This is a genomic window from Serratia sp. UGAL515B_01 (assembly GCF_033095805.1).
Classification (GTDB): domain Bacteria; phylum Pseudomonadota; class Gammaproteobacteria; order Enterobacterales; family Enterobacteriaceae; genus Chania.
In genome coordinates this window covers 4,155,812-4,171,697 of sequence record NZ_CP109901.1, presented here as the reverse complement: position 1 = coordinate 4,171,697, position 15,886 = coordinate 4,155,812, and the positions used below count along the sequence as shown (strand labels likewise).

The window sequence follows — 15,886 nt, the reverse complement described above, 5'->3', positions numbered from 1 at the left end:
TTACCCACTATTCGCCCAGGTAGGCCCGGATCACGTCCGGGTTGTTGCGGATTTCTGCCGGTGTGCCTTGCGCCAACGGCGTTCCCTGATTCACTACGTAGATACGATCGGAAATACCCATCACCAGCTTCATATCATGCTCAATCAACAGCACGGAAACCTTATGTTGGTCACGCAGTTCGATAATAAGCTGGTCCAGTTCGTCGGTTTCTTTCGGGTTCAGACCTGCCGCAGGTTCGTCCAGCATCAGTAATTCCGGGCGTGTTACCATACAACGGGCTATTTCCAACCGCCGCTGTTGGCCATAGGCCAGGTTACCCGCAGTGCGATTAGCCATCTCGAGCAGGCCTACACGTTCCAACCACACCGCCGCACGCTCCAGTGCATCCGCTTCAGCACGACGGAACGCCGGCGTTTTCAGCAAACCGGCAAACACACCGCTTTTCAAATGCTGGTGCTGTGCCACCAGCAGGTTTTCAATCACCGTCATTTCTCGGAACAGCCGCACATGCTGGAAGGTTCGCACCACGCCCATACGGGCAATGGTCTGGCCGGGAAGGCCTTCCAGATGACGATCACGCAGTTTGATGGCACCGCTCGTTGGACGATAAAACCCGGTCAGACAGTTAAACACCGTGGTTTTACCCGCGCCATTCGGGCCAATCAGCGAAACGATCTCACCTTCATGCAGTTCAAGGGCAACGTTGTTCACCGCCAGTAAACCGCCGAAGCGCATACAAAGACCTTCTACCGTCAGTAAAGGTTGAGCACTCATACTTTCTCCCCTTTTACTGCCTGAATATCTGCCACTTTCAGCTTCAACTGTGGGCGCTTCATCGGCAACAACCCTTGTGGCCGCCAAATCATCATTAACACCATCAACGCACCCAGCAGCAACATGCTGTATTCATTTAAATCACGCATCAGCTCGCGCGATACCACCAGCAGGATAGCCGCCAGGATCACCGCAAACTGCGACCCCATACCCCCCAATACCACAATAGCCAGCACGAAGGCGGACTCTACAAAGGTGAAGGACTCCGGGCTAACAAAACCTTGCCGCGCAGCGAACAGCGTTCCGGCGAAACCGGCAAAAGCGGCGCTAATGGTAAAAGCGGTCAGTTTGATTTTGGTCGGGCTGAGGCCCAATGAACGGCAGGCAATCTCATCTTCGCGCAACGCTTCCCAGGCCCGACCCAGCGGCATACGTAGCAGGCGGTTAATCACAAACAGTGTCAATATCACCAGCAGTAGAGCCACCAAATAGAGAAATATAATACGGTCACTAGGATCGTATTGCAGACCAAAGAAGTTATGGAAAGTGTCCCAGCCGCCGTCACGGGCGCTGCGGTTAAACTCCAGACCAAAGAAGGTCGGTTTCGGGATCTGGCTGATGCCGTTCGGCCCACCGGTGATTTCGGTGTTATTCAGCAGTAGGATACGCACGATTTCGCCGAAGCCAAGCGTAACAATCGCCAGATAGTCACCCCGCAGACGTAATACCGGGAAACCAAGCAGAAAGCCAAAAATAGCAGTAACAATGCCCGCCAATGGCAGACTTTCCCAGAAACCCAGGCCGTAATAGTGGTTCAATAGCGCGTAGGTATAGGCACCTATTGCGTAAAAACCGCCATAACCCAGTACCAGTAAACCGGAAAGGCCAACAACAACGTTCAGCCCCAGCCCCAACATGACGTAGATTAGCGTCAGAGTGGCAATATCGACCGTACCGCGCGAAACCAGAAACGGCCACACCACCGCCATAATGATCAGCGCCGCCGCCAACAACTTCTGGCGGAGTGTCGTACCATCAAAACTTGGCAACACCAACGTTGGGCCGGAAATTTTCTTAAGCCCCTGTTGCATCAGTGGGCGCAACAGTTGGAAGAGGAATACCACCACGCAACCGATGCCAATCCACATCCAGCGAACTTCAGCGGCACCGTGTACGACTAGTTTTGTGCCATCAAGGCTCAATTGCATTCCCATCAGAAAGGATGCCATAACAAACAGCACTAAGGTGGCAATGCAGGCGTTAAGCAGACCGAGTTTCATACCTTCTCAACCTCCGGACGCCCAAGGATGCCGGTCGGCATCACCAGCAACACCACAATCAGCAGCGCGAACGACACCACATCTTTATATTCTGTGCTCAGGTAAGCCGAAGTCAGCGCCTCAGCCACGCCCAACACCAGGCCGCCAATCATCGCACCAGGAATACTGCCGATACCGCCCAGCACTGCTGCAGTAAAGGCTTTCATCCCAGCCATAAAGCCGATGTAAGGGTTGATCACGCCGTAGAACTGGCCAAGTAACACGCCAGCAACCGCCGCCATCACGGCACCGATCACGAAAGTAAGTGAAATTACCCGGTCGGTGTTGATGCCAAGCAGGCTGGCCATCTTTAAATCTTCCGCACAGGCACGACAGGCTCTGCCCATACGTGAATAACGGATGAACATCGTCAGTGCCAGCATCGCCAGGAAAGTGACGATCCAAATGGTGAGCTGCATGGTGCTGACGGTTGCAGCAAAGCCGTTACTCTCTCCCAATACCCACTGGCCTGTAACCAGGCTCGGCAATGCCACGTCGCGCGAACCTTGCGTCAGACTGACGTAGTTCTGCAGGAATATCGACATCCCAATAGCGGAAATTAGCGCAATCAGGCGCTTGGAGTGACGCACCGGTTTGTAGGCTACGCGTTCGATGCTCCAGCCATAGGCGCTGGCAATCACGATAGACACCAGGAATGCACAACCAATCAACAACCAGCCGACGTCGATCCCCATCATCATCAATGCCGCGATAACGATAAACGAGACATAGCTGCCGATCATATATACCTCGCCATGGGCAAAGTTGATCATGCCGATAATGCCGTAAACCATGGTGTAACCGATGGCAATTAATGCGTAAGTGCTGCCCAACGTAACGCCGTTGAACATCTGCTGCAGAAAATAGAGAAACTGCTCTGACATACTCTGACCTTCTAAGGTGTTGTCGCGGCCGCAAAATAGCGGCCTAACTGCCTGCTTGACTCGTCATGCTGAAAGTTGTCGGCGTGTTGACCACGTACAACTCAAATTATTCAGACTATTAAGAGGCAGGAACCCCATGGCCTTGCAGGATCACCATACAAGACCATGGATATTATTATGGCTTATTTAATCGGCGTTGATGAGCCATCGGCGTGCCATTCAAACACACCAAATTCGAACCCTTTCAGATCGCCTTTTTCATCCCAGCTCAGTGGCCCCATGACAGTTTCCACCGGTTTGCCGGTTTTCAGATCTTTGGCGATATCCGCAGGCTCTTGACTGCCGCTGCGTTCCATCCCAGTGACCAGGGATTGCAACGCGGCGTAAGTAGTCCAGACGAACGGCCCGGTCGGGTCCAGTTTCTTGGCTTTCAACGCGTCAACGATGGGTTGGTTGGCAGGAACCTGATCGTAACGTTTCGGCAAGGTCACCAGCATGCCTTCAGACGCAGCGCCTGCAATATTAGACAGTGAAGAGTTACCCACCCCTTCCGGCCCCATGAAACGGGTTGTTAGACCGGCCTGCTTAGCCTGACGCAGGATCTGGCCCATCTCTGGATAGTAGCCACCAAAGTAGACGAAATCGACGTTCTCTTTCTTCAAACGAGCAACCAGCGTAGAGAAATCTTTATCACCCGCAGTGATGCCTTCAAACATCACCACATCGACACCCTGCTTTTTCAAGCTGTCACGTACAGAACGCGCCAAACCTTCACCATACTGCTGCTTGTCGTGCACCACGGCAATACGCTTCGGTTTGATCTCACTGAGGATGAAGTTGGCTGCCGTTGGCCCCTGATCGGAATCCAAACCAGTAGTACGCAGCAGCATCTGGTAACCGCGGGTGGTGAGATCGGCATTGGTGGCCGCCGGGGTAATCATAATCACACCTTCGTCTTCATAGATATCTGACGCAGGTTGGGTTGAAGATGAGCACAGATGGCCGATCACATAACGGATACCATCATTAATGACTTTGTTAGCCACCGCGACCGCCTGCTTAGGGTCACAGGCATCGTCATACTCAACAGCGACCAGCATATCGCCTTTGATCCCCCCCTTTGCATTGATATCGGCAATCGCCTGACGCGCACCGATAAACTCCATATCACCATACTGTGCCACCGGACCGGACATCGCGCCAACTACCGCCACCTTGATGTCTTTTGCCATAGCTACATGGCTCATCGCTATCGCGATACAACCCGCCAGCAGCGCTTTCCCCTTGGTTAATTTCATCCGCATAATCCCCATCTGTCGTAGTAAGTTTCACTGTTGTGTTTGCCGCTCCTAATCATCGTTTACAGTACATCGATTTGAAATACCACTGATAACGCTGCAGTTTGAGAAAAGACGATAGACGGCTTTTATCTATAATTAATAATGATTTGGAAGTTTTTTTGACAAAAATTTACAATAAGATTTTATTTTTCATGTTATTAAACAGGAGTTTTATTCTGTAAATCAACCCACACAGCCAGAAACAAGCGGTGTAAACAGGATATAATTCGGATTTTTTCGGCGATATTTCGCCCAAGTCACAGCGCGATGTGCTGGTTGATATTACATTTACTGATTCTTTACTCGAAAATGCGCGCTACAAAAAACATTTTGCAAAGTCAAAAGTATAGAAAAACTTACACAACACGCTGGGCAAGATCTATTACACTATCGGCAACATATACAGGTGCGGAAATCAGACATGAAACTGACCATCGAGCGTTTAACCTCGTTGTCCTCACAAGACCTTATCGATTTAGGTAAAATCTGGCCGCATCAGCAACCAGAACAGTGGCAAATCTGGCTAAAGGATGGCAAGGCGCTGTTCGCCGCACGCTTTAATGACCGGCTGTTAGGCGCTGTTAAAGTCGACCTTCAGGGTGATACCGCACAACTACACGACCTGATGGTACGTGAGGTCACACGCCGCCGTGGCGTGGGGCTGTATCTGGTGCAGGATCCACAGCGGCAATTGCCACAAGTATCACACTGGCAGCTTTCGACTACCGGGCTGGCACCGCGTGAACGTGGTGGGGTAAACAACTTTATGCAGGCCTGTGGCTTTCAGATGCAGGGCGATATTTGGCGGAAATGAAACGTTGTGTAGCGATGGCTACAGCATTATTGGTCGCGCTGACAGCCTGGTTAGCGGGCCATTATCAGGCCATGCAAACGCAACAACTGAAACCCTGGGATCAGCAAGTCTATCTCTGGCAAAGAGTCTGGACACCTGAACACGCCACCGCACTGGCTGCGAGTCATGATCTATTCTCCACTCTGCGCGTACTGGGTTTGCAGGTACATCCACATGATGGCTTTCGTGTTATCCCGGTTAACCGTGGCTTACTGCAACAGGATAGTCGACCATTATGGTTGGTCGTTCGTTTAGACGGACAACTGCAACACCTCAATGCCTCGGTGATCCACCAGCAACTGATGCGACTGTTACTACGTTGGCAAACCGCAGGACTGACGGTCATCGGTATAGAGATCGACCACGATGCTGCCACAGCTCAGCTACCAGAGTATCAGCAGTTCTTGCGGCAACTGCGTCAGCAACTGCCAGCTTCGTTACAGCTTGGTATTACTGTTTTACCTACCTGGCTCACCTCACCAGTCTTGCCCCGGGTTTTGCAACAGGTCGACAGCTCAGTGCTACAGGTCCACGCGGTGCTATCCCCTAAGCAGGGCCTGTTCGATGGTCCGCTGGCGTTACGCTGGATCAGCCAGTTCGCCCGTATCAGCCCGCACCCTTTCCGTGTCGCGTTGCCTGCCTACGGTATGGGATTGGTGGGATTTGATACCCAAGGAGCACTGGTTGAAAGTGAAACCCCTCTACGCGTGGCTGGCTACGCTCAGGAACTCACTGTCGCACCACAGCAAATCGCCAGTTTCTTGCAACAGCTCGCTTTGCTCAATCCACGCCACTTTCGCGGTATTGTCTGGTTTCGTTTGCCACTGGATAGCGATCGCCGCGCATGGTCAATAGCCACATTGCGCGCCGTCATTAACCGGCAACCATTGGCTACCCAGTGGCAGGTAGAATTTCTGCCGCAGCAAAATGGGCTATATGACCTGAACATTCAGAATAGTGGCCCGATTGATGCCCCGTTGCCTAAAGAGATCCGCATCAAGGCAAACGGCTGCCTGGCAGCCGACGCAGTGGGGAATTATCAGTTGGCAACCACATCAGAACAACCGCGTTTTATCCGCATTCGCAGCGATCAACTTCGATCAGGGCAATCCCGCCCACTGGGCTGGTTGCACTGCCAAGAAATCACGCCAGGAGACACTGATGTCATACCTTGATGTTCCCTTAGCCTCCAAGGAGCATAATCGTTCCCTTCCTTTGGCTTCAATGATTGCTGCAATATTAACAGCGCCACTCAGCAGCCACGCTTGCGGACCAGACTTCCCCAACCGTCTGTTGATCGACCGTAACGGTACTTTGTTATATATGCCGGAAGGCAACTTCGCGTTCGAAACGAACCATCTGGTGCCGGTAGATAAACAGTTACCGATGTGGAAAGAGCCGCTGCCAGAGACGCAGGCAAAACCCATGCCTCTCTCACCGGAACAACAAACCATCAAACAAATGCGCGCTGCCCGAACGGTGGAAGCAGCAGACTCGGTGAATACACAAGGGATGACTCATGCAGCCCATTTGTATACGTTGGGCGCAGTCGCCTTTGCAGTACAAGATCCCCGCACAGAAACCTATTTCCAGCAGGTTTTAGCGTTACCAGTGGCCGAACAGGGCGATTGGGGACTACGTGCACAATACTCTATTGGCCGTCTGTTGATGGGCGATTATGGTACAGCTAAAAATGAATCAGACGCGCCCAAGACGACGATAAAACACCCGGAAAAAACGCAGCTCGATCGGGCAATGGCGGCATTCCAACAGGTGATCGACCAGGTGAAAAGTGGCACTGCTGACCCCGACCAGCTGGCGCTGAGCAGTCTCGGCCAGCAAGCACGTATCCACTTTTGGCAAGGGGAAATCGCGCAAGCTGTAAAGCTTTATGCCCAACAAGCCGCCCAGGGTGACGCAGATGGCGGGCTTTCGTTGCAATATGTCGCCAGTTATTTGATCAACCCAAATCATCTACAAGCGTTAAAACAAGCGATTCATGATCCCTTGGTACAGCAGTTAGTGACCATCGAGCTGTTCGCCCGCAGCAGTAACCTGCAAATGGCCGATGCTGAAAGCGTGAGAGCAAATGCTAAACAGACTGTCGTCCAGATCCTGACATTGCTGAATGAATCGGTACATAGCGGTTTTACCGGCAGTGATCGGCTCGCGGCATTGGCCTACCGTTCCGGGCAATATGCCATGACAGCCAGTGTGCTGAAAAATGCCGGTAATAGCGGCCTGGCGTGGTGGTTGCGCGCTAAAATGGCGCTGCGTGATGGCGATGTAAAGACAGCCACCGCTGCCTATGCCAAAGCTGCAACCGCATTCCCTTCAGACGAAAGCTGGGGGTGGCAGCGCGACGGTGATTTCGTGCCGGAAATGATCGCCCCAGGTTGCCGAGTTTCTGGGGAACAGGCCATTCTGGCGCTTAACAGGGGTGATTATCTTCAAGCTATGGATCTTATGTTTCGTGGCAAAGAGAATTACTGGGCCGATGTGGCGGATATCGCAGAACGGGTGCTAACCGTTGATGAATTAAAAAGCTTCGTTGATAAACATGCACCACCACCTGCAACGCCGCTAAAACCAGTCGATCCCAACGAGTACAACGACCAACCAATCGGCCCTGAAATTCAACTGCGCGAATTGCTAGCACGGCGGATGATACGAGTGGGAAGGTATCAAGAAGCTGTCAACTACTTCGCCATTCCAAATTATCGTCAGGCAGCACTGGAATTTGCAGAACATCTGAAGACAGCACAGGATAAAACGGTAGACAAAACGGCTCGTGCCCAAGCCTATTATCAAGCGGCGATACTATTACGCTCACAGGGGCTGGTGTTCACCGGTTACGAAATGACACCGGATTACGCTATCTACGGCGCAAGCTACTCCTATCTGGGGGACTCATTCAATACTCGCGATAGGCAACATAAGAGCTGGGTCAGCGCAGCGGAAGCGGCGCGCGCAGCAAAAAATTTGCCCGAAAGGGATAACCGTTTCCTTCACTACCGCTGGAAAGCCGTTGACCTGGCACTAAAAGCTGCCGACCTTTTGCCGTCGAAAAGCCAACCCTATGCTGCCGTGCTCTGTAATGCAGCAGGTTGGGTGATCGCTCGTGATGCCAAGACTGGCCGTGCACTGTATCAACTCTACGCCAAAAACGGTACTCCGTACGATTGGGCTGCCCACTTTGGCTATGATTGCCCTGTTCCGGTGTTTTAGGCTGTGTGGCCATAAAGCAAAGAACCGGGCATTACGCTCCGGTTCTTTGTGTTTTACGCCTAAATAAACTTCAACTTACGGGTAGCCGGTATCTCAGCAAAAAAGTGTCGCTTGAAGTGCAACAGGTATTTAAATTGGGATCAACTACCGCGGTAGGTAGAATAACCGAAGTTACTCAACGTAATCGGTACATGGTAATGTGCGCTGCCTTCCACCTGAAAAACAACTTCGATAAACGGATAGAAACTCTGTTGTTGCTGATTTTTGAAATAAGGCTGCGTCAGAAACTTGAGTTTATAAATACCCGAGTTATCCTTTCCTGTCTGCTGTTCAAGGAAGGTTTTGATCCTGCCATCTTTATCAGTCGTTCCTTTACCAACGAGATTCCAGTTTTCCTGTTTCCCTTCAGCATCTAATCGATAAAGTTCAATATCCACATTCCCGGCAGGGCGCCCTTGAGAGATGTCGAGAATATGCGTACTGAGTTGATATTGTACTTCCGCTGCCTGTAGTGGCGAAGCGCATAACAGGAAACTACCCGCAATAATGCTAGCTAACAACCATACTCTTTTAATCATATTCATATTGTCATCCTTTAACGTCGGCTACACCCGGTGCAAGCATACACTCTTGGCACCGTTTTCGTCAGTCAGCAAGATGGCTTTTTCGTGCGATGGTTTATAGCGCCATTGTCTATCAACAACTTAACCATGTCTTGGTGGCCCCGTTCACAAGCGTAGGTCAATGCGCTCTGATCAAGTTCAGTGCTCACCAAATTAAGGTTTGCACCAAGACTGATCAGGTATTTCACAACGTCAATTCGGTTATTACTGGCCGCGATCATAACCAGCGATTCACCCTCGTTATCTAAAGTCTGGTCGTTGACATCGATTTTGTCTTTAACCATAGGATAAATATATTTCACGACTTCGACATTTTTCCCTAGCACTGCTGACTTGAACGCGCTTTTCACATCTGCACGATCGGTAGCGAATAAATCTGCTCCCTGCTTGACGAGATATCTCACAATGTCCTGATAACCAATAAACGCTGCCCAACCGAGTGCCGTCTGGCCGAACATCGCTTCATCCTTAGCTTCCAGGTTCTGTCCGCCGGCGACCATTTTCTTTATTTCAGCCAGATTGCCTTTTTTAACTGCATCAAACCAGGCAGCATCAGGACCAACAGAGGGAATATAAAAGACGCGGTGAGACAGTTTTTTGGCATCAGCAATATCACGCATTTCAGCATAGCTGAGACGATAATCTGCCAATGCTGGAGGATTGTCCGCATTAACTTGCGGGATAGTCACGTCTTTAGCAAAAGCACTCGCGGATATTGTCGCGATCAGTCCAATAATAAACATCGATTTCCTAAAAAACATTTCCAACTCCTTTTAAGCATTATAAGAAGTAGAAATATTAATTTTTGAGTAAAATAAAAAAAAGCGAATATTACTGATACTATCATTCAAATATACTCTTTATATAGCCAAAGTTTATTCTCGCTGGATGTGCAATTACGCTCACTCGCCCTTGCCAAAATAGTTTCCTATACTACCGAGTACTGACAGTCTCACTGTAATCCAGTTTATTTATAGTATATCTAATTTTTTCGCCATGTAGCGAATGAGATGAAAAGTGTCATCAGTAACTTATAACGAGGTCTGTATGTACAAATATGTGAGAACGGATACACGGCGGAGGCATGATGTCATACGCCGCAAGCTGCTGGCTCATATGCTGCAAGGGTTGGAAAGCTCGGCGGTCTACCAATTTGTCTCTACTTATCCAGGTCTGATATACGCGTTAGAGCACGATGGGTTTGTTTCTTACCGTCTGATTGATGAAAGTTGGCTACATCCATTTCTGAAGATTGTCTTGAAAAATCAAGCATCGTAGCAATTTACCTTGGATAAGCAGCGGCTGGTGCATCTATTGTCGCCTAGCCGCTTTTAATGACATCAGCAGGGTGATTTAGTGCGTGAATGATACAAATCGTCAATCACTTTATAGCCCTTATAAAAATCATTATTTAATTTAATCAGCCTAATCACTTTATTTTTTCACTATATCATCATTTTTTAACTGATATATACCATTATCTAAAGTAAAGAATGTTATGTTGTGTTTGTTATTTTTTATAATTATAAGTGAGTTTTTTTCTATACAGTTTTTATTGGTTTTCATGTCATCAAAGCACCGTCTATCATATTTATCTTCTTTATAGCCATCACCAAAATCCCAAAAGATAACAGAGTAGAAACCATCTTGTGCTGGATTGGGAATATTGTACTTTTCTTTCAGAATGTTTTTATTTTCTAGCCACCATCTAATTTTTCCTTTATCGGTTAAAGGGAAGTTTTCAACTAAAACCGCACTGAACTCATTTTTTTTATGAACATCGACAATTTTCACCGGATGTTGTGACAACCAGAAAAATAAATAGAGATAGCAATAACAACCAGTAATAGTGTATAGAGGATTTTTTTTATTTTTACTTATCATTATGAACTCCTGTAATTTCCAGTTCTATCATAAATTTTTTATAAGAAAAATGATTGAAAAACCCCTAAGCCAGCTCTCATATTATCTCAGCGATTACCGTACTAAATATTAATTTCATTTAAAATTAAATTTAACGACATTACCATCTTTATCAAGAGTATACTCACCATCATTAACAGTGAAGAAATATATATTGTTTTTAGTTTTTCTTACAGAAAAAAATTTATTTTTATCAATGCAATTTTTACTAGTTTTCATATCGTTGAAACAAAATCTATCATATTTTCCTTCTTCTTTATAACCATCACCAAAATCCCAGAAAATAATAGAAAAAAAACCATTAGATGCAGGTTTAGGAATGTCATACTTTTCCAGCAGCATGTTCTTGTTTTTCATCCACCAATTTATTTTCCCTCTATCGGTAATGGGGAAATTCTCAACAAGCACATGGCTATAACCATAATCCTCATGAACCGCAATAATATCTACATGCCTGTATTCTAGCCATAAAAAATAAACAAGTGCGAATGTTAATATAAATAACGATATATAAATTCTGTTTTTTTTAATCATTTTTGGTTTCCTGTAATCTCTACAGTAGCTTCCATGTTCGTCATGAATGGTTTGTAAGCAAACTGATTGAATCGCTGTAGTACGAACCAAATACGAAATAATAAAGAGTAATTACGAAATTCTCTAATATCATCGTCATCCAGTCCAAAGTGATCTTGAACATTATAATGGACAACAGCTCGGTAGCGGTCATTATCAATCTGTAGAGATCTTATAGTGATATGTGCTGCATATATATCGTGTACGGTAATACCTAGTCCGTTAACTCTATCCTGCAACCTGTCAAATTTTGGAAGTCTGCCGCTAGATATGGCGGTTGTCAGAAGACTTTTAACTTCTTCTGGATAGCACTTTTTTTCCCAATCAATGTTATCTGTCAGAGCATTTTTAACAAGCAATAGGGTGCTATTCTCTGTGTTATCAGAGTGGATTTGCTCTTTTAACGCTGCATTTAACAACATATCCCTAAACGGTGCACCATTACCTTTCTGCATGTGGTCAATCATCTTTCCGATAAGTTTCTGGTAGGGGCCGTAAAAAGAAACTTGCTTTGAGAGGCTACGAAACTCATCAAAAAGGATATTCGCGCATTCCTGCCGTGTTATCTTCTTGCTTTTCAGATCCGTATCAGCCTCAAAGCCATAACCATAAGCTCTGAGTTTTAGCTGTTTAGCCAACGTTAGGGTGTACGGACTAACCTTGCTTGACACATGATTGAGTTTAAAATCATTTTTTAACTGCGTTTCGCTGAGATCACCACACCGCATATCATCAGCACCGTAATCATCCATGCGTCTTTGCGTTCTGAATACAGTACAAGGAAAGCGCAACGCTTCTACAGGTGATTGGGTGGTTTCTGACATAGAAAATTCCTTTTTGTTGTTAACGGCTTCTCATCTTCCAAATCAGACCAAGGGTTTAACCTAAACTGGGCTGTGGGAATGACTAGAAATGGAGTTTTATCAGGGTATTATAATCAAAAATAGTTCAAGTTGCAGGAAGGTAAGAAATTATACACGCAGCTCGAAGTATGAAAATTATATACCTGCATCCATCCAATGCAAGGACACTCAACATTTCCCATCAACGCCTTATGATAAGCACTGCTGCGGGCTAATAATACAATCAACCCATTAAATTAAATGCATCACCACAAAATCACTTTTTCAACGTATCAAGGTAATCCGCCCATTTTTTCAGCCAAACCTTACACTCCGCCTCGTAACGATAAAGCTCATAAGTGCCTTCGATAAACGTTTGTAGTTCAGCACGAGCCTGCGCTAAAGAGATATTAGGGAAATGACCGATCTTAACTTGGGTGAATTTGTGAGAAAGAGGACTTGGTGTAGCGGTAGAAGAAAGTTTTAAGGTCGGTAGCGCCACACAAGTAAGCCTTAATCCTCGATTTTCGCCAGTATCAGCTTTGTCTTTGTCACCGGGATAACTTCAATGGCTTTGGTTGACAGTGGTTTTTAGTGGGATTTGATGAGACAACAAGAAACAACAAACCCCACTAAATTCACTTATAAATCAATAAAAAAAATCTTAACCATATTGATTTTACGATTATAAATCAGATTTGATATTGTAATGATGTATTATCGCAATTTCCTGTCTCATTTGGCAGAGGTAGGCGTAGATCTGATTTCAGACACGCCACTGGTTGTTGCGTACCAGCAATCGTACAAAGCAGCCAAGATTGGTGGTCGCTCGTTTGAAATCAGCTGTGGTTTCCAAAGTTTGCCCTCCAAGATGAAATGGGCGTGTCTTGCCCGTGGTTACAACTACGACATTAAAGGGTGCCAACTTGAGATCCTGCGCCATGAACTACGGTCTATCAACGTTTCAGATCGTAACTTACGGCTTCTGGATTCAAAAGTGATCTGCAAGGTTCTAGGGGTCGAAGAAACTGTGGTTAAGCAGTTTAGGTATGCCAGCGTGTTCAACTCTGGTTATGTCAGTGTTTCCTTCAAAAGTGCGACTGTCCGCCTGTTGACAAAGGAGTTCGGACGCTCTAAAGCCAAACGTATGATCCTGCGCTGGCGTGAGCACCTGGTGCCACTTAAAGATGATCTGGCTAGGTTACTGGACGCTTATGAAGCAAGTGCGCGTAAGAACCGCTACGGGCGTTGTGTTACAAACGCTGTAGGGCAGACCTTCAACTGTACTTACAAGCGCGTGGCAACGGGCAAACGTTGGAGGCGTGATGTGATGCGCCGCAAACTGCTGGCTCATATGCTTCAAGGGTTGGAAAGCTTGGCGGTCTACCAATTTGTAAGCGATCATCCAAGTCTGATATGCGCATTAGAGCATGATGGGTTTATTTCTTACAGCTTGATTGATGAAAGTTGGCATCATCCCTACTTAAAGATTGTCTTGAAAAATCAAGCATTGTAGCAATTTACCTTGGATAAGCAGCGACTAGTGCATCTATTGTCGTCTAGCCGCTTTTAATGGCATCAGCAGGGTGATTTAGTGCGTGAATGATACAAATCGTCAATCACTTTATAGCCCTTATAAAAATCATTATTTAATCTAATAATCAGCCTAATCACTTTTTATTTTTATTATATCACCATTTTCATTCATACGATAATCATCGCCATCATATATAGTGAAATCCACCCTATTACGCTTATCATTAGAGACCGTGAAAATAATATTTTTTTCAATGCAGTTTTTATTGGTTTTCATGTCATTAAAGCATCTTCTATCATATTTTCCTTCTTCTTTATATCCATCACCAAAATCCCAAAAATTCACAGTAAATAGTCCATAAGAAGCTGGTTGAGGAATGTTATATTTGGCTTTCAGCATATCTCTATTTTCAAGCCACCAATTTATTTTCCCTTTATCGGTTAATGGAAAAGTTCTTACAAGAACAGAACTAAAGTTGCCATCTTGATGCACTGCGACAATTTCCACTGGGCGGTTTGATAGCCATAAAAAAAAACCTAATGCAATGATAGCAATTATTATAATACCAACGTAAATTTTATTTTTATCTATCATTACGAGCTCCTGTGATTTCTACGGTAGCTTCCATGTTCGTCATGAATGGTTTATAAGCAAACTGATTGAATCGCTGTAGTACGAACCAAATACGAAATAATAAAGAGTAATTGCGAAATTTTCTAATATCATCGTTATCCAGTCCAAAGTGATCTTGAACATTATAATGGACAACAGCGCGATAGCGGTCATTGTCAATCTGTAGAGATCTTATAGTGATATGTGTCGCATATGTATCATGTACAGTAATCCCCAACCCATTAATGCGATCCTTCAATCTATCAAACTTCGGAAGCACACTATCAAGAATAGGTTTTCTTATCTCATCAACTATTAATGCTGGATAACACTTGTTTTTCCAGTCTATATTTTTACTTAATGATTGCTTAATTTTCAACAGTGAGCTTCTTTTCGTTTTATCATCAAGAATTTGCTCTTTTAACGCTGCATTTAACAAGATATCCCTAAACGGCACACCATTACCTGTCTGCATATGGTCAATCATCTTTCCGATAAGTTTCTGGTAGGGGCCGTAAAAAGAAACTTGCTTTGAGAGGCTACGAAACTCATCAAAAAGGATATTCGCGCATTCCTGCCGTGTTATCTTCTTGCTTTCCAGATCTGTATCAGCCTCAAAGCCATAACCATAAGCTCTGAGTTTTAGCTGTTTAGCCAACGTTAGGGTGTACGGACTAACCTTGCTTGACACATGATTGAGTTTAAAATCATTTTTTAACTGCGTTTCGCTGAGATCACCACACCGCATATCATCAGCACCGTAATCATCCATGCGTCTTTGCGTTCTGAATACAGTACAAGGAAAGCGCAACGCTTCTACAGGTGATTGGGTGGTTTCTGACATAGAAAATTCCTTTTTGTTGTTAACGGCTTCTCATCTTCCAAATCAGACCAAGGGTTTAACCTAAACTGGGCTGTGGGAATGACTAGAAATGGAGTTTTATCAGGGTATTATAATCAAAAATAGTTCAAGTTGCAGGAAGGTAAGAAATTATACACGCAGCTCGAAGTATGAAAATTATATACCTGCATCCATCCAATGCAAGGACACTCAACATTTCTCATCAACGCCTCGTGATAAGTACTGCTGCGAGCCAACAATGCGATTAACCCATTAAATTAAATGCATCAGCACAAAATCACTTTTTCAACGTATCGAGATAATCCGCCCATTTTTGCAGCCAAACCTTACACTCCGCCTCGTAACGATAAAGCTCATAAGTGCCTTCGATAAACGTTTGTAGTTCAGCACGAGCCTGCGCTAAAGAGATATTAGGGAAATGACCGATCTTAACTTGGGTGAATTTGTGAGAAAGAGGACTTGGTGTAGCGGTAGAAGAAAGTTTTAAGGTCGGTAGCGCCACACAAGTAAGCCTT

Annotated in this window: 18 protein-coding genes; 5 read left to right on the top strand and 13 right to left on the bottom strand. The window is 46.0% G+C overall.

Annotated elements, in window-relative coordinates:
* Positions 1-7: 7 nt before the first annotated feature.
* The 4 genes from livG to OK023_RS18870 all read right to left on the bottom strand — a co-directional run bounded on the left by livG (position 8) and on the right by OK023_RS18870 (position 4,276).
* The gene (livG, locus tag OK023_RS18885) at positions 8-775 is read right to left on the bottom strand and encodes a high-affinity branched-chain amino acid ABC transporter ATP-binding protein LivG (protein ID WP_317694177.1); all 768 of its coding nucleotides are present in this window, start codon (positions 773-775) and stop codon (positions 8-10) included.
* Complete coding sequence (locus tag OK023_RS18880) at positions 772-2,055, bottom strand: high-affinity branched-chain amino acid ABC transporter permease LivM (RefSeq protein ID WP_317694176.1); 1,284 nt, start codon at positions 2,053-2,055, stop codon at positions 772-774. The genes livG and OK023_RS18880 overlap by 4 nt, the downstream gene beginning before the upstream one ends.
* Positions 2,052-2,978: a high-affinity branched-chain amino acid ABC transporter permease LivH gene (livH, locus tag OK023_RS18875; RefSeq protein ID WP_317694175.1), complete on the bottom strand. Its 927-nt coding sequence runs from the start codon at positions 2,976-2,978 to the stop codon at positions 2,052-2,054. The genes OK023_RS18880 and livH overlap by 4 nt, the downstream gene beginning before the upstream one ends.
* A 182-nt stretch (positions 2,979-3,160) precedes the next feature.
* Complete coding sequence (locus tag OK023_RS18870) at positions 3,161-4,276, bottom strand: branched-chain amino acid ABC transporter substrate-binding protein (RefSeq protein WP_317694174.1); 1,116 nt, start codon at positions 4,274-4,276, stop codon at positions 3,161-3,163.
* A 463-nt stretch (positions 4,277-4,739) separates the two neighbouring features.
* Between OK023_RS18870 and panM the strand changes: the two genes are divergently transcribed.
* Genes panM through OK023_RS18855 form a run of 3 tightly spaced genes read left to right on the top strand, consistent with a single transcriptional unit; the run spans position 4,740 to position 8,399 of the window.
* Positions 4,740-5,132 carry an aspartate 1-decarboxylase autocleavage activator PanM gene (panM, locus tag OK023_RS18865; protein ID WP_317694172.1) on the top strand — a complete coding sequence of 131 codons (393 nt, stop codon included), beginning with the start codon at positions 4,740-4,742 and terminating at the stop codon, positions 5,130-5,132.
* The gene (locus OK023_RS18860) at positions 5,129-6,346 is read left to right on the top strand and encodes a DUF3142 domain-containing protein (RefSeq protein WP_317697838.1); all 1,218 of its coding nucleotides are present in this window, start codon (positions 5,129-5,131) and stop codon (positions 6,344-6,346) included. Before panM ends, OK023_RS18860 begins: the two co-directional genes overlap by 4 nt.
* Positions 6,333-8,399 carry a hypothetical protein gene (locus OK023_RS18855; protein ID WP_317694171.1) on the top strand — a complete coding sequence of 689 codons (2,067 nt, stop codon included), beginning with the start codon at positions 6,333-6,335 and terminating at the stop codon, positions 8,397-8,399. The genes OK023_RS18860 and OK023_RS18855 overlap by 14 nt, the downstream gene beginning before the upstream one ends.
* A gap of 140 nt (positions 8,400-8,539) precedes the next feature.
* Here OK023_RS18855 and uraH read toward each other — a convergent pair whose 3' ends face one another.
* Both uraH and OK023_RS18845 read right to left on the bottom strand, forming a co-directional pair.
* Entirely contained in the window at positions 8,540-8,983 is a 444-nt protein-coding gene (gene uraH, locus OK023_RS18850) for a hydroxyisourate hydrolase (protein WP_317694170.1), read from the bottom strand.
* Between the two features lie 65 nt (positions 8,984-9,048).
* Positions 9,049-9,783 carry an ankyrin repeat domain-containing protein gene (locus tag OK023_RS18845; protein ID WP_317694169.1) on the bottom strand — a complete coding sequence of 245 codons (735 nt, stop codon included), beginning with the start codon at positions 9,781-9,783 and terminating at the stop codon, positions 9,049-9,051.
* Between the two features lie 286 nt (positions 9,784-10,069).
* Here OK023_RS18845 and OK023_RS18840 point away from each other — a divergent pair, with 286 nt between their 5' ends.
* Positions 10,070-10,300 carry a hypothetical protein gene (locus OK023_RS18840; RefSeq protein WP_317694168.1) on the top strand — a complete coding sequence of 77 codons (231 nt, stop codon included), beginning with the start codon at positions 10,070-10,072 and terminating at the stop codon, positions 10,298-10,300.
* A gap of 156 nt (positions 10,301-10,456) precedes the next feature.
* Here the strand turns inward: OK023_RS18840 and OK023_RS18835 are convergent, their stop codons facing one another.
* From OK023_RS18835 to OK023_RS18820, 4 genes are all read right to left on the bottom strand, one after another.
* Positions 10,457-10,906: a DUF943 family protein gene (locus OK023_RS18835; protein WP_317694167.1), complete on the bottom strand. Its 450-nt coding sequence runs from the start codon at positions 10,904-10,906 to the stop codon at positions 10,457-10,459.
* 114 nt (positions 10,907-11,020) lie between these two features.
* Entirely contained in the window at positions 11,021-11,479 is a 459-nt protein-coding gene (locus OK023_RS18830; protein ID WP_317694166.1) for a DUF943 family protein, read from the bottom strand.
* Entirely contained in the window at positions 11,476-12,342 is an 867-nt protein-coding gene (locus tag OK023_RS18825) for a YPO3983 family protein (protein ID WP_317694165.1), read from the bottom strand. The genes OK023_RS18830 and OK023_RS18825 overlap by 4 nt, the downstream gene beginning before the upstream one ends.
* 295 nt (positions 12,343-12,637) lie before the next feature.
* Positions 12,638-12,862, bottom strand: coding sequence for a hypothetical protein (locus OK023_RS18820; protein ID WP_317694164.1), 225 nt, complete (start codon positions 12,860-12,862; stop codon positions 12,638-12,640).
* A 207-nt stretch (positions 12,863-13,069) separates the two neighbouring features.
* Here OK023_RS18820 and OK023_RS18815 point away from each other — a divergent pair, with 207 nt between their 5' ends.
* Positions 13,070-13,876, top strand: a complete 807-nt coding sequence (locus OK023_RS18815) for a hypothetical protein (RefSeq protein ID WP_317694163.1) — start codon at positions 13,070-13,072, stop codon at positions 13,874-13,876.
* A gap of 150 nt (positions 13,877-14,026) precedes the next feature.
* On the opposite strand, the gene OK023_RS18810 is transcribed toward OK023_RS18815, so the two are convergent.
* The 3 genes from OK023_RS18810 to OK023_RS18800 form a co-directional block, all read right to left on the bottom strand.
* Positions 14,027-14,491 (bottom strand): DUF943 family protein, encoded by a 465-nt coding sequence (locus OK023_RS18810; RefSeq protein WP_317694162.1) that lies wholly within the window; start codon positions 14,489-14,491, stop codon positions 14,027-14,029.
* On the bottom strand, positions 14,481-15,353 hold the full coding sequence (locus tag OK023_RS18805) for a YPO3983 family protein (RefSeq protein ID WP_317694161.1): 873 nt from the start codon (positions 15,351-15,353) through the stop codon (positions 14,481-14,483). Before OK023_RS18805 ends, OK023_RS18810 begins: the two co-directional genes overlap by 11 nt.
* Before the next feature lie 295 nt (positions 15,354-15,648).
* Positions 15,649-15,873, bottom strand: a complete 225-nt coding sequence (locus OK023_RS18800) for a hypothetical protein (protein WP_317694160.1) — start codon at positions 15,871-15,873, stop codon at positions 15,649-15,651.
* Between the last annotated feature and the right edge of the window lie 13 nt (positions 15,874-15,886).

What these genes read in the sequence shown, in the direction of transcription:
- livG (WP_317694177.1), bottom strand. Translation starts at nt 775, where the DNA reads ATGAGTGCTCAACCTTTACTGACGGTAGAAGGTCTTTGTATGCGCTTC.
- OK023_RS18880 (WP_317694176.1), bottom strand. Translation starts at nt 2,055, where the DNA reads ATGAAACTCGGTCTGCTTAACGCCTGCATTGCCACCTTAGTGCTGTTT.
- livH (WP_317694175.1), bottom strand. Translation starts at nt 2,978, where the DNA reads ATGTCAGAGCAGTTTCTCTATTTTCTGCAGCAGATGTTCAACGGCGTT.
- OK023_RS18870 (WP_317694174.1), bottom strand. Translation starts at nt 4,276, where the DNA reads ATGAAATTAACCAAGGGGAAAGCGCTGCTGGCGGGTTGTATCGCGATA.
- panM (WP_317694172.1), top strand. Translation starts at nt 4,740, where the DNA reads ATGAAACTGACCATCGAGCGTTTAACCTCGTTGTCCTCACAAGACCTT.
- OK023_RS18860 (WP_317697838.1), top strand. Translation starts at nt 5,129, where the DNA reads ATGAAACGTTGTGTAGCGATGGCTACAGCATTATTGGTCGCGCTGACA.
- OK023_RS18855 (WP_317694171.1), top strand. Translation starts at nt 6,333, where the DNA reads ATGTCATACCTTGATGTTCCCTTAGCCTCCAAGGAGCATAATCGTTCC.
- uraH (WP_317694170.1), bottom strand. Translation starts at nt 8,983, where the DNA reads ATGAATATGATTAAAAGAGTATGGTTGTTAGCTAGCATTATTGCGGGT.
- OK023_RS18845 (WP_317694169.1), bottom strand. Translation starts at nt 9,783, where the DNA reads ATGTTTTTTAGGAAATCGATGTTTATTATTGGACTGATCGCGACAATA.
- OK023_RS18840 (WP_317694168.1), top strand. Translation starts at nt 10,070, where the DNA reads ATGTACAAATATGTGAGAACGGATACACGGCGGAGGCATGATGTCATA.
- OK023_RS18835 (WP_317694167.1), bottom strand. Translation starts at nt 10,906, where the DNA reads ATGATAAGTAAAAATAAAAAAAATCCTCTATACACTATTACTGGTTGT.
- OK023_RS18830 (WP_317694166.1), bottom strand. Translation starts at nt 11,479, where the DNA reads ATGATTAAAAAAAACAGAATTTATATATCGTTATTTATATTAACATTC.
- OK023_RS18825 (WP_317694165.1), bottom strand. Translation starts at nt 12,342, where the DNA reads ATGTCAGAAACCACCCAATCACCTGTAGAAGCGTTGCGCTTTCCTTGT.
- OK023_RS18815 (WP_317694163.1), top strand. Translation starts at nt 13,070, where the DNA reads ATGATGTATTATCGCAATTTCCTGTCTCATTTGGCAGAGGTAGGCGTA.
- OK023_RS18810 (WP_317694162.1), bottom strand. Translation starts at nt 14,491, where the DNA reads ATGATAGATAAAAATAAAATTTACGTTGGTATTATAATAATTGCTATC.
- OK023_RS18805 (WP_317694161.1), bottom strand. Translation starts at nt 15,353, where the DNA reads ATGTCAGAAACCACCCAATCACCTGTAGAAGCGTTGCGCTTTCCTTGT.